The sequence below is a fragment of the Stenotrophomonas sp. G4 genome (genome assembly GCF_003428825.1).
GTDB classification, from domain to species: Bacteria; Pseudomonadota; Gammaproteobacteria; order Xanthomonadales; family Xanthomonadaceae; genus Stenotrophomonas; species Stenotrophomonas indicatrix.
The window spans coordinates 1244888-1257565 of sequence record NZ_CP031741.1 but is presented as its reverse complement, the minus strand read 5'-3'; the positions used below and the strand labels follow the sequence as shown (position 1 = coordinate 1257565).

The following is a 12678-nucleotide window of genomic DNA, read 5'->3' as shown; positions in this document are numbered from 1 at the left end:
GCCGATGCCGGCGCCGGGTGTGCTTGGTTGGGACGTGCTGCGCTGGGGTCTGCTGCAGGCCCTGCTGTGCGTTGTGCTGGTGCCCGGCGTCGCGGCGACGGTGGCGGCGGCAGAAGCCGTCACCCAGGTCGAGTACCGGATCGCTCCCGGCGCCCTGCCGCCGGCCTTGCAGCAATGGGCACGCCAGAGTGGCATTGCCCTGGTGTTCGACGCACGTGAACTGACCGACCTGCGTACCAGCGGTGTCGCCGGCTCGCTGGCGCCGGCCGCTGCACTGAAGCAGCTCGTCGCCGGCATGCCGGTGAACATCCTGCAGACCCCCAGGGGCGGATTCGTGGTGCGCCGGCACGCTGCCCCACCTGCACTGGTCGCACAGCCCGTACGACGGCCACCACCGCCCGCACCAACAAAGCCGGTGCAGGTGGAACTGGCGCCGATCCATGTCACCGGCAGCCGCTTGCCGCGCACCTCCGTGCAGACCACGCTGCCGGTAACGGTGATCGATCGCGAGGACATCCTGCGCAGCGGCTACGGCACCTTGTTCGACCTGTTGCGCCACCTGCCCGGCATGAACGGCCATCCGCCATTGAGCACCTCGCGCAGCGGCGACTCGCTGTACCTGCCGGTCGGCGCGGCCGCCACCACCAGCCTGGACGGCATGGGCCCACGCGCCACCCTGTTCCTGGTCAACGGCCGGCGCCTGCCGCGTTATCCGATGGTGTCGCTGGAAGAAGGCGGGCTGACCGATCTGGGAGGCATTCCGCTCAGTTTCGTCGAGCGCATCGAGCTGGTGCGTGGCGGTGCTTCGGCCATCTACGGCGCCGATGCGATGTCCGGCGTGGTCAACATCATCCTGCGTGACCAGGCCGAGGGACCGGAAGCCACGCTGCAATCGGGTGTCAGCAGCCGCGGTGATGGCGATCAGTACCGGCTGCAGGCGGCAACGGGGGGCGTGCGCGAAGGCGGCGACCGCTGGTTCGCCGGCATCGACCTGCATCGCCTGCAGCACGTGGCCGGTGACCAGCGCGACTGGCATGCGGAAACCTCGCTCTACCCGATCGGGCTGATCATGCCCAACGGCGACTACTACCCGGCCACCCAGTGCCATCCGCCATTGCAGCGCGAAGACGACGGTTGCTGGTTCGACAACGCACGCCCGCGTTCGCTGCAACCGGCCTCGGAAACGCTGTCCGGCTACCTGCGTTATCGCCACGAACGCGGTGAAGGACGCTACGCCTACGTGGAGGCACGCGCCAGCCACAACCGCCAGCGTTTCGAACTGGGACCGACCGCGGTCGCCCTCAATTTCAGCCGTGGCGCGATCCTCAACGTGGTCCTGCAGGAAGGCGGCGAAGTGCGCCCGCGCGTGCATGCCACCGAAGGCGACCTCAGTTTCGGCATGGGCCGTGAGCGCGCCGGCCGCAGCTGGGATGCCGGCCTCAGCGCGCAGCGCAGCCAGGTGGACCTGCGCACCGAGGGCACCGTGCGCAGCGAACGTCTGCTGGAAGCAGCACGCACGCTGGATTTCCTGCCGGGCTTTTCCACCCTGCCACCGGGGCTGGCAGAGGAGCTGTTCCCGGCCATCCACAACCGCGGGCGCACCGAGCAGCTGCAGGGTTGGTGGGGCATGCAACGCACGCTGATGACGCTGCCCGGTGGTGCTGCGCAGCTGGCCACCGGTATCGATCTGCGCCGCGAGCGCTGGACCTCGCTGCCCGATCCGCTGCTGGGCAAGGGCGAACTGGCGCTGGGACTGCCGATGGAACAACGCCGGCTGTCGCGGCAGAGCAACGCCGCTTACGCCGAAGTGGGCCTGCCGTTGGCACCGACACTGCGCCTGGACGTGGCCGCACGACTGGACCGAGATGGCGGTGACACTGCGTTTTCGCCGCGTGCCGGCCTGCGCTGGAGCCCGAGCCCGCACTGGTCGTTCCTGCTGGCCAGTGGCCGCGGCTACCGGGCACCCAGCATCTTCGAGCGGCGGCGGCCACCGGGCTACTTCGGCCTGTATGGCCTGCCCGCCTCGGAGTCCCTGCCGCCATGCGCGCGCCCGCTGCGCGATGGCGGCTGCGCGGTGGAAGTGCAGGTGGTGGAGAACGATGGGCTGAAAGCCGAGACCTCGCGCAGCCACTCGCTGGCCGCCAGCTGGACACCCAACGATGCCTTCTCGCTGTCACTGACCCACAACATCGTCGAACTGCGCAACGAGATCCTCGCCCTGCAACCCAGCGATGCACTGTGGAATCCCGGCACCTGGGAGCTGGATGAGCAGGGTCGCCTGCGTGATCTTCGCCTGTCATTCGACAACATCGGCCGCACCACCTCGCACAACTGGGTGCTGCGCGGCGAGTACCGGGTGGATACCGGCCGCAACGGGCAGTGGCTGTTCTCGCTGGATGCGTTGAAACAGCAGGAGCTGCGTCGTGATCGGGGCCATGGCGAATCGGTGGACCTGCGCGGGCATGCTACGCCGGCGAACGCGGGCATCCTCAACGTGCAGTGGCAGAACCCGTCCTGGGACATCGCCCTGCGAGGCAACCGCGTCGGCCGCACCCGCGCATGGCTGGCCGGTGAAGCCTGCGCGCAGGAACAGCATGACCAGGGCCGTTGCATGAACCCGGCGCAGCTGCGCTGGAACCTGCACGTGGCGCGCCGGCTGAGTCCACGCCTGGTGGCTGCACTGGATGTGCACAACCTGCTGGACACGCAGCCGGTGAACCACTTGGTCGGCAGCGGCGGGCAGATGCCGGGGTTGGACGATCCGCTGGGGCGCTACTTCCTGGTGACCCTGCAAGTGCGCTGAGCACTGTGCCTGCTTTCACGGCCCTCCGCCTACAGTGTTTCCATCGTTACAAGGAAGCGCGCCCATGCACCTTTCGATCCCTCTGGCCGGGACCACGCTGGCCCTGCTCTCCTGCATCGGCGCCGCCAGGGCCGTCGATACCGACGCAGCTTCGGCTGCTCCGGACCAGCAACTGCAGCCGCTGTTCCAGCAGGTGCAGCGCGCACAGGTGTTCGCCGACCAGAAGGCCTTCGCCGATGCGGTGCCGCAGCGCGAGCCGGCCGCTGTGCTGGCCGACTGGCAGCGCGCACAGCAACAGCCCGGCTATTCCCTGCGCAGCTTTGTGTTTTCCGCCTTCGACGTGCCGGGCGAGGCGCCGCCGTATGTGCCGCCTGCGGGCCAGAGCCTGCGGGCACACATCGAAGGATTGTGGCCGGTGCTGACCCGGCAGACGGCGACGGTGGACCCGCATGGCTCGCTGCTGCCACTGCCCCACCCCTACGTGGTGCCGGGTGGCCGCTTCCGTGAAGTCTATTACTGGGACAGCTACTTCACCATGCTCGGCCTGGCCTCCAGCGGTCGCTGGCAGCAGGTGCGCGACATGGTCGACAACTTTGCCTGGCAGCTTGACCAGTACGGACACATCCCCAATGGCAACCGCAGCTACTACCTCAGCCGCTCGCAACCGCCGTTCTTCAGCCTGATGGTGGAACTGCTGGCCCGCCACGAAGGTGACGATGCCTATCAACGCTACCTGCCACAACTGCGCATCGAGCATGCCTTCTGGATGCAGGGCGCCGATGGCCTGCCGTCGGGCGCGGCACGCGAGCGTGTGGTGCGGATGGCCGACGGCAGCCTGCTCAATCGCTACTGGGACGCGCGCGCCGTGCCGCGTACCGAATCGTGGACCGATGATCTGGCAACTGCCTCGCAAGCCTCGGGACGTGCGCCAGCGCAGGTGTATCGGGATCTGCGCGCAGGCGCTGAATCCGGCTGGGACTTCAGCTCGCGCTGGCTCGATGATCCTGCCTCGCTGGCCAGCATCCGCACCACGTCGATCATTCCGGTGGATCTCAACAGCCTGCTGCACCAGCTTGAACTGACCCTGCAGCGTGCCAGCAGGGCCGCGGGCCTGCGCAACGATGCCCGCGGCTATGCACGCCAGGCCGCCGCACGCCGCGCTGCCATCAACGATCATCTCTGGGACTCCGCGCAGGGATGGTATGTGGATCGCGACCTGGATCGCGGCATCACCCGTCCTGCGCTGACCGCCGCGGCACTGTATCCGCTGTGGCTGCAGATTGCCGACCGCACGCAGGCACGACGCACTGCCAACGCCGTCGAAGCACAGTTGCTGCGCGAAGGTGGGTTGCTGACCACTACCTTCACCACCGGCCAGCAATGGGACGCGCCCAATGGCTGGGCACCGTTGCAGTGGGTGGCGGTGGATGGCCTGCAGCACTACGGCCAGCAGCGGCTGGCGCGGCAACTGGGCGTGCGCTTCCTGCGTACCGTGCAGTCGGTCTATGACCGCGAAGGCAAGCTGGTGGAAAAGTATGTGGTCGACGGTTCCGCCGGCGGTGGCGGCGGCGGCGAGTACCCGCTGCAGGATGGCTTCGGCTGGAGCAACGGCGTCACCCTGGCTCTGCTGGACCGCTTGTGCGCGCCACAGCGAACCTGCGACAGCGCCACCGACCTCGAAAAAGGGGACGGAGGGGATTAAGTCGCAACTGCCACAACGAAGGCGGAAGCGACTTGATCCCCTCCGTCCCCCTTTTCTGCTATCTCACCGAGCAGGCGATGGCGTACTGCGCAGCGTAGTAGGTGGACAGCACCAGCAGGCTGGCCATGGGCAGGCCACCGCCGAAGCGATCCCACGCCAGCAGGGAATCACTGGCCACGAACAGCAGTGCGCCAGCGGCAGCCCAACGCGCGCTGCCCGCTTCCAGTGCGTCGAGGTGCGGACGCTTCCAGTAGCGGGCCAGTGCCAGCACTGCCATCAGCGCCAGCACCACGACATAGGCCAGCACCGGAACGCGCATCGGCAGCGATAGATGCGGCCACAGGCCGGTGACGTTGATCGAAGCGAATGCGGCAAGCAGCACGAAGGCAGCGAGCAATCCGCGGCCCGCGCGCAGGCCGGTACGGAACGCGGCGATGTAGCACAGGTGCGCCAGCAGGAAGGCAACCAGGCCTGGCACGAACGCGTCGATCGGCAGCATCAGCGCGATATCACCTGCACAGGACAACAGCATGCCGGCCAGCACCGCGCGCCGGTAGAACGCATCGCCCGCCGGCCTCGCCTGCCAGGCGATGGCGGCGATCAGCAGCGTGGTCGCCGGCTTGGCCAGCCAGTGCAGCCAGCGCCCGTCGCCGTCCAGGTAGGCGCCGATGATGGCCAGCACGGCCACCACCAGGATCAACCCATCGCGCGTGCGCAGCTTCATCGTGCCTTCCACAGCTCTGCAAGGCGATCCGGGCGGCCGGCGATACGCTCCAGCACCGGATACTGCAGGCCGCCGTGGTAGTCGATCTTCATCGTATCGATGCGGTCGAACTGCTTGACCAGCAGCGTGATCGGCGCGCTGTCAGTGGCGGCCGCAGCCACCGCATCCTTCAAGCGCTGGCTGCTGTATTCGCGGCCAGCAACGGCGATCACCTTCATGCCCGGTGTCAGGCCGGCATTGAACGCCGGGCTGTCCCAGACCACATCACCGACCACGCCACTGTCGAGCACCGTCGCTCCCAGCGAGTAGGCCAGCAGCGCTGCCTTGGCGCGCTTTTCCTGCGCCTTGTAGGCGTCGTTCGGAGTATCGCGGTAGGCCAGCTTCCAGCCCGCCAGTTCCAGGCCACCGGTCAACGGACCATGGCCGTCCAGGCGACCGCGCAGGAACGTCGCCCAGTCGTACGGCGCGATGCCGTTCAAGGTCGCGACCACGTCATCGAAGGTGTAGGGGTTGACGTCCCAGTCGCCGTTGCCGACGCCGAAGAAGGCACGCGCGAAGTCATCCAGGCTGCGCCGGTTGCCGGTCAGTCCACGCAGCTTGCCCTCCACCTCCAGCCACAGCATCTGCCCGCCGGAGTAGTAGTCCTCGCTCATCTGGTAGTTGCGGTACGGCAGGGTGCGGCGCTGGGCGATGGTCGGGTCATTGGTGGTGTCCTGCAGCGGGCGCCATGCCAGGCCCGGGCGACCACGATCATAGGTGGCCGCCACGTTGGCCAGCATGTCGCGCGCCTGCTCGCTGGACCACAGCCCCGAACGCGCGGCCAGCACCTGGCCCCAGAACTGGGTCTGCCCTTCGTACACCCACAACAGGCTGTCGCCCATCGGTGTATTGAAATTGGCCGTGGCCAGGTCGGCACCGCGACGGTACTTGCCGTTCCACGAGTGGGTGTACTCATGCGGCAGCAGGTCGCGCATCCAGGCATTGCTGTCCCACTCGGTGAAGTAACCCGGATCGGCGCTGTTCTCGCTGGAACGGTGGTGTTCCAGACCGATGCCGCCGAGGCGATCGGTCAGGGCAAGCAGGAATTCGTAGTGGTCGTAGTGGCGCGCGCCGTACAGCTTGTCCGCCTGCTGCACCAACGCGCGGTGCGCCTTCAGCTGCGCGTCGGTCGGCTTCAGCGATTTGGCATCGTCGGCGAACACGTTCAGGTGCACCGGCGCCTTCGCGCCCGGGTCGAGGTCGATGCGCTGGTGATGCTCACCGGCAAACAGCGGCGAATCGACCAGGTGGTCATAGGAAATCGGCTTGAACACCACGGTGTCGCCATCGCGGCGTGCGGTCTCCAGTGCAGTCGCGTAGGCCCAGCCCTTGGGCAGGGTGACGCTGGCCTGCGTCTGCAGGTTGCGCGCGTCCACGCCGGCCGGATACAGCGAATTGGCGTTCCACTGCAGGTTGAGCATTTCCGGGGTCATCACCACCCGGCCCTGGCTGCCGCCCTGCGAAGACAGGAAATCGAAGTGGGCGACGATCTCGCTCACGCCCGCCGGCACATCCACCTTGAACGCGTACACGTTGTACTGGTCGCGCTGCCAGGCCAGCGGCCTGCCGTTGGCGGTCACCCGCAGGCCGGCCAGCTTGTCGATCGGGCCGGTGGGCGAATGGTTGCCGGGAATCCACTGCGGGTACAGCAGGGTCAGCGGGCCGGGCTTGGCCGGCACGGTGGCGGTCACCTTGAAGATGCGCCGGGCCAGGTCGCGCGCATCGACGTCGATGCGCAGCAGGCCGGGGGCGGCGGCATCACCCGGTGGTGGGGTCTGCGCCAGCGCGGGCGTGGTCGCCAGCGCGAACAGCACGGACATCACCAGGGCACGGGTTTTCATCGGCAACTTCCAGCAGCGGAGAATTCCCCGATGCTAGGCCTGTGAGATGCCGAGCCCCATGGCCGAAGGTCATGGTCAGTGGCGCATCGACCAGATGCGGCAAAGCCTCATCGGAGCGGCGGCGAAGACTGGCAGCATCCACGCATGGCGTGGATCTGCTGGAAAGCAGATCAGTAGATCCACGCCACGCGTGGATGACGTACAGCCGACAGTGCGAACCCAGGTTCGCCCCCACCCGCAGCGCTGCCGGTCAGTCGACCAGGCGCAGGCGCAGTTCCTTCGGCAGCGCGAACACCATCGATTCCGGCTCGCCGTCCAGCTCACCGATACCGGACGCGCCCAGCTCGGCCAGACGCGCCAGCACGCCATCGACCAGCACCTGCGGTGCCGAGGCACCAGCGGTGACGCCGATATGCTGCTTGCCCACCACCCAGGCCGGGTCGATCTCGTGTGCACCATCGATCAGGTAGCTCTCCACGCCTTCACGACGGGCCAGCTCGCTCAGGCGGTTGGAATTGGAGCTGTTCGGCGAACCGACCACCAGCACCAGGTCGCAGCGCTTGGCCAGGTCGCGCACGGCGTCCTGGCGGTTCTGCGTGGCGTAGCAGATGTCGTCGTTCTTCGGCCCCTGCATCGCCGGGAAGCGCTCGCGCAGCGCATCGATGATGCCGCGCGTGTCATCCACCGACAGCGTGGTCTGGGTGGTGTAGGCGAAGTTTTCCGGCTGGTTGATGTGGAGCGTGGCTACCTGCTCCACGTCCTCGACCAGATAGATCTGGCCGGTGCCCGCTTCGCGGTTCCACTGGCCCATGGTGCCTTCCACTTCCGGGTGACCGGCGTGGCCGATCAGCACGACGTCACGGCCGGCACGGCAGTGGCGGGCGACTTCGAAGTGGACCTTGGTCACCAGCGGACAGGTCGCATCGAACACTTTCAGGCCACGGCGCTCCGCCTCCTGGCGCACGGCCTGGGACACGCCATGGGCGCTGAAGATGACGGTGTTGTTGTCCGGCACTTCGTCGAGTTCTTCGACGAAGATCGCGCCGCGCTGCTTCAGGTCATCGACCACGAAGCGGTTGTGCACCACTTCATGGCGGACATAGATGGGCGCGCCCAGCGTTTCGATCGCGCGCTTGACGATCTCGATCGCACGATCGACACCGGCACAGAATCCACGCGGGTTGGCGAGCAGCACATCCATCAGTTCAGTCTCCCGGCAGCGGCCGGCTTACGGTTTCGGGTTGGCATTATCCGCCTTTTTGGCGGACTTGCCGTCGAACAGGCCGAACAGGGCGATGCCGACGGCACCCACCACGATGGCCGAATCGGCGATGTTGAACGACGGCCAGACATGCTCGCCGACGTACCACTGGATGAAATCGACCACGTGGCCATGCACCTGGCGGTCGATCACGTTGCCGATGGCACCGCCGATGATCAGCGCGTACGGCACGGCGGCCTTCCAGTTGCCTCGCGCGGTAGCGCGCAGCCACCAGGCCATCAGGCCGCTGATGGCGATCGCCAGCACGGTGAAGAAATGCTTCTGCCAGCCACCGGCATCGCTCAGGAAGCTGAACGCTGCCCCGGTGTTGTAGGTGCGGTACCAGTTCCAGAAGCCGTCGATGACCACCACCGGCTGGAACTCCGGCAGGCTCGACAGCACCCAGGCCTTCGACCACTGGTCCAGGCCGATGATGACTGCCGACAGCAGCAGCCAGATCAACGCATTGGGATGCGGGCGCGCGGCGGCCATCAGAACCAGCTCCGCACTTCGCCGGCACCGGCGACGTTGGTCACGCAGCGGCCGCACAGTTCCGGGTGGTCGGCACTGCTGCCGACGTCGGCACGGTGGTGCCAGCAGCGCACGCACTTGGCTTTCTGCGTCGGCTGCGCGCTGACGAACACCTCGTCGGTGGTCGCCGGGCGCACCTGCACGTCACCGCTGATGAACAGGAAACGCAGTTCATCGGCCAGCGGCTGCCAGCGGGTCGCCTGCTCTTCGCTGGCGGCGATGGTGATCTCTGCTTCCAGCGCGGCACCGATCGCACCATTGGCGCGCATCGGCTCCAGCACCTTGGCCACCTGCTCGCGCAGGGCCAGCAGCTGGTCGAAGTCGACCGCGTTGAGCTGTGCGTCGGCCGGCAGCGGAGCCAGGCCCTCGTACCAGGTGGTGAACAGCACGTGGCCGGCACGGTCGCCCGGCAGATACCCCCACAGCTCATCGGCGGTGAAGGTCAGGATCGGCGCCACCCAGCGGGTGAACGCTTCGGCGATGTGGTACATCGCGCTCTGCGCCGAACGACGACCATCCGAATCGGTCGGCATCGTGTACAGGCGGTCCTTGGTCACGTCCAGGTACAGCGAGCCCAGGTCCACGCTGCAGAAGTTCAGCAGCAGCTGCACGATCTCGGCCATGTCGTAGTTGTCATACGCGGCCTTGATCTTCTCCTGCAGTTCCCAGGCGCGATGCACGATCCAGCGGTCCAGCGCGACCATCTCGTCGAGCGGGCGCAGGTGCTGGGCCGGATCGAAACCGTCTAGGTTGCCCAGCAGGAAGCGTGCGGTGTTGCGCAGGCGACGGTAGGCGTCGGCGGTGCGCTTGAGGATTTCCTGCGACAGCGACATCTCGTTGCTGTAGTCGGCCGAGGCGATCCACAGGCGCAGGATGTCCGCGCCCAGCTTGTTCATGATTTCCTGCGGCTCGATGCCGTTGCCCAGCGACTTGGACATCTTGCGGCCATGCTCGTCCACGGTGAACCCGTGGGTGAGGCACTGCTTGTACGGCGCGCGCTTGTCGATGGCCACGCCGGTCAGCAGCGAGGACTGGAACCAGCCGCGATGCTGGTCCGAACCTTCCAGGTACAGGTCGGCCGGCTTGCCGAAGCCACGGGCAGCCAGCACCGCTTCGTGGGTCACGCCCGAGTCGAACCAGACATCGAGGATGTCGGTGACCTTCTCGTAGTCGGCCGCTTCAGCGCCCAGCAGTTCGGCCGCGTCCAGCGAGTACCACACGTCGATGCCTTCGGCCTGGACGCGGTCGGCCACCTGCTGCATCAGCTCCACCGAACGCGGGTGGATCTCGCCGGTCTGGCGATGGGTGAACAGTGCGATCGGCACGCCCCACGTGCGCTGGCGCGAGATGGTCCAGTCCGGGCGGCCGTCGACCATGCTCTGGATGCGCGCCTTGCCCCACGTCGGGAACCAGCCGACGGTGTCGATGGCGGCCAGCGCATCGCTGCGCAGGTTGGCCTTGTCCATCGAGATGAACCACTGCGGGGTGGCGCGGAACACCACCGGCGTCTTGTGCCGCCAGCAGTGCGGGTAGCTATGGCGGATCTCGACGAAGGCCAGCAGCGCGCCGCTGTCGCGCAGCACCTGCACGATCGCCTCCTGCGCCTTCCACAGGTGCTGGCCCGCCAGCACCACCTCGCCTGCCGGCGGCGTCGATTCCAGGTAGACGCCACGGCCGTCGATCGGAGTGATCTGGCCGGCGTTGTACTTGTCCAGCAGGCCGTACTTCTGGCTGACCACGTAGTCTTCCTGGCCGTGGCCGGGGGCGGTATGCACCGCACCGGTACCGTCCTCGTCGGACACGTGTTCGCCGTTGAGCACGAGGATCTCGCGCTCCGGGTAGAACGGATGGATCAGCAGCTGGTTTTCCAGCGCCGAACCTTCGGCCTCACCGTGCAGCACCACCGCGTCCACGCCGTAGCGCTGCAGTGAGCGCTCGGCCAGTGCAGCGGCCAGCACCAGCCAACGGCGCTTGCCGTTGTGCGCCGGGCCTTCGGCCAGCACGTAGCGGATGTCCGCGCCCAGCGATACCGCCAGCGAGGCCGGCAGCGTCCACGGGGTGGTGGTCCAGATCGGCACGGCCACTTCCACGTCGGCCGGCACGCTTACGCCGAACGCCTGCGCCACGGCCTGCGCATCGCGCGCGGTGTAGGCCACGTCGATCGCCGGCGAGGTCTTTTCCTGGTATTCGATCTCGGCCTCGGCCAGCGCCGAACCGCAGTCGAAGCACCAGTACACCGGCTTGGCGCCGCGCAGCAGGTGGCCGTTGGCGATGACCTTGGACAGCGCGCGGATCTCGTTGGCCTCGAAATCGAAGCTCAGGGTCTTGTACGGGTTGTCCCAGTCGCCGGTGACGCCCAGGCGCTTGAAGTCGGCGCGCTGGATGTCGATCTGCTCCTCGGCGAACTCGCGGCACTTCTGCCGGAACGCGACCGCATCGAGCTTCACCCCGACCTTGCCCCACTTCTTTTCCACCGCGATTTCGATCGGCAGGCCATGGCAGTCCCAGCCCGGTACATAGGGCGCATCGAAGCCGGCCAGGTAGCGCGACTTGACGATGATGTCCTTGAGGATCTTGTTGACCGCATGGCCCAGGTGGATGCGCGCATTGGCGTACGGCGGGCCGTCATGCAGCACGAACAGCGGGCGGCCGGCGGCGTTGTCGCGCAGCTGCTGGTAGAGCCCCTGCTCTTCCCAGCGCGCCAGAATGCCCGGCTCGCGCTTGGGCAGGTCGCCGCGCATCGGGAATTCGGTGGCCGGCAGGTTGAGGGTGGTCTTGTAGTCCTGGCTCACGCAGTGGCTCGCAATCTATGTTCGGAAAGGATGGCACGCGCCTGTTCGGCGTCGCGGTGCATCTGGTCGGTCAGCGCCGCCAGATCGTTGAATTTCTCTTCGTCACGCAGTTTGGCAACGAATTCGACTTCGATGTGGCGCCCGTACAGGTCGCCCTGGAAATCGAACAGGTGCGCTTCCAGCAGCGGCTCCACGCCGTCCACGGTCGGCCGCGTGCCGAAACTGGACACCGACGGCCACGGCTGGTCGAACACCCCGTGCACCCAGGTCGCGTAGATGCCCGACAGTGCCGGGGTCTTCGGGAAGCGCAGGTTGGCGGTGGGGAAGCCCAGCGTACGACCGAGCTGACGCCCGCGCACGACCCGCCCGCTGATCGAGTAGGGGCGACCGAGCAGGTCGCCGACGCGGGCGAAGTCGCCTTCCTGCAGCAGCTGGCGGATACGGGTGCTGGAGATGCGGTCACCATGCAGGTCGACCGCTTCGATCTCGCCGGCGCTGAAACCCAGCTCGGCGCCCAGCGCCTGCAGCAGGGCCAGATCGCCACGGCGACGGTTGCCGAAACAGAACTCCGGCCCGATCCACACCTCGCGGGCGTTCAGGCGCTGGGCCAGCAGCTGGCGCACGAAGGTTTCGGCGGGCATCGCCGCCATCGCCGCGTCGAAGCGCAGCAGGCCGATCGCATCAACGCCCAGTTCGTGCAGGATCTCGACCTTGCTGCGTGCCAGGGTCAACCGCGGCGGCGGCGTACCTTGGGCGAAGAACTCACGCGGCAAGGGCTCGAAGGCCACCGCCACCGCAGCCACACCCAAGGCGCGCGCACGCGCGACCGCGTGCCGCACCAGCGCACGATGGCCCAGGTGGAGGCCGTCGAATGCACCGATGCAGACCACGCTTCCGTTGGGGAACAGCTCCCCGCCCTCGACGCTTCTGAACAGCCTGCTCATCAACTCCCGTTCCGGCCGGCCGAAGCCCGCCCCTTCAATGG

8 protein-coding genes are annotated in these 12678 nt (G+C 67.3%); 2 read left to right on the top strand and 6 right to left on the bottom strand.

Annotation, left to right across the window (positions count from 1 at the left end; translation table 11 throughout):
- The first annotated feature begins 4 nt into the window (after positions 1–4).
- Both D0Y85_RS05850 and treA read left to right on the top strand, forming a co-directional pair.
- A complete protein-coding gene (locus D0Y85_RS05850) occupies positions 5–2803 on the top strand; it encodes a TonB-dependent receptor (RefSeq protein WP_117309813.1) in 2799 nt (932 codons plus the stop codon).
- A 64-nt stretch (positions 2804–2867) separates the two neighbouring features.
- Positions 2868–4505, top strand: coding sequence for an alpha,alpha-trehalase TreA (gene treA, locus D0Y85_RS05845; RefSeq protein WP_117309812.1), 1638 nt, complete (start codon positions 2868–2870; stop codon positions 4503–4505).
- A gap of 58 nt (positions 4506–4563) precedes the next feature.
- On the opposite strand, the gene D0Y85_RS05840 is transcribed toward treA, so the two are convergent.
- From D0Y85_RS05840 to D0Y85_RS05815, 6 genes are all read right to left on the bottom strand, one after another.
- Complete coding sequence (locus D0Y85_RS05840; RefSeq protein ID WP_117309811.1) at positions 4564–5229, bottom strand: lysoplasmalogenase; 666 nt, start codon at positions 5227–5229, stop codon at positions 4564–4566.
- Positions 5226–7109, bottom strand: a complete 1884-nt coding sequence (locus D0Y85_RS05835) for a M61 family metallopeptidase (protein WP_117309810.1) — start codon at positions 7107–7109, stop codon at positions 5226–5228. Before D0Y85_RS05835 ends, D0Y85_RS05840 begins: the two co-directional genes overlap by 4 nt.
- A gap of 250 nt (positions 7110–7359) precedes the next feature.
- On the bottom strand, positions 7360–8310 hold the full coding sequence (gene ispH, locus D0Y85_RS05830; RefSeq protein ID WP_117309809.1) for a 4-hydroxy-3-methylbut-2-enyl diphosphate reductase: 951 nt from the start codon (positions 8308–8310) through the stop codon (positions 7360–7362).
- 27 nt (positions 8311–8337) lie between these two features.
- Positions 8338–8862, bottom strand: a complete 525-nt coding sequence (gene lspA / locus D0Y85_RS05825) for a signal peptidase II (protein ID WP_032975973.1) — start codon at positions 8860–8862, stop codon at positions 8338–8340.
- Positions 8862–11693, bottom strand: coding sequence for an isoleucine--tRNA ligase (gene ileS, locus D0Y85_RS05820; RefSeq protein WP_117309808.1), 2832 nt, complete (start codon positions 11691–11693; stop codon positions 8862–8864). The genes lspA and ileS overlap by 1 nt, the downstream gene beginning before the upstream one ends.
- Positions 11690–12637, bottom strand: coding sequence for a bifunctional riboflavin kinase/FAD synthetase (locus D0Y85_RS05815; RefSeq protein ID WP_025873849.1), 948 nt, complete (start codon positions 12635–12637; stop codon positions 11690–11692). Before D0Y85_RS05815 ends, ileS begins: the two co-directional genes overlap by 4 nt.
- Positions 12638–12678: the final 41 nt, after the last annotated feature.

Coding starts and splice junctions, on each gene's coding strand:
- D0Y85_RS05850 (WP_117309813.1), top strand. CDS start 5: ATGCCGGCGCCGGGTGTGCTTGGTTGGGACGTGCTGCGCTGGGGTCTG.
- treA (WP_117309812.1), top strand. CDS start 2,868: ATGCACCTTTCGATCCCTCTGGCCGGGACCACGCTGGCCCTGCTCTCC.
- D0Y85_RS05840 (WP_117309811.1), bottom strand. CDS start 5,229: ATGAAGCTGCGCACGCGCGATGGGTTGATCCTGGTGGTGGCCGTGCTG.
- D0Y85_RS05835 (WP_117309810.1), bottom strand. CDS start 7,109: ATGAAAACCCGTGCCCTGGTGATGTCCGTGCTGTTCGCGCTGGCGACC.
- ispH (WP_117309809.1), bottom strand. CDS start 8,310: ATGGATGTGCTGCTCGCCAACCCGCGTGGATTCTGTGCCGGTGTCGAT.
- lspA (WP_032975973.1), bottom strand. CDS start 8,862: ATGGCCGCCGCGCGCCCGCATCCCAATGCGTTGATCTGGCTGCTGCTG.
- D0Y85_RS05815 (WP_025873849.1), bottom strand. CDS start 12,637: ATGAGCAGGCTGTTCAGAAGCGTCGAGGGCGGGGAGCTGTTCCCCAAC.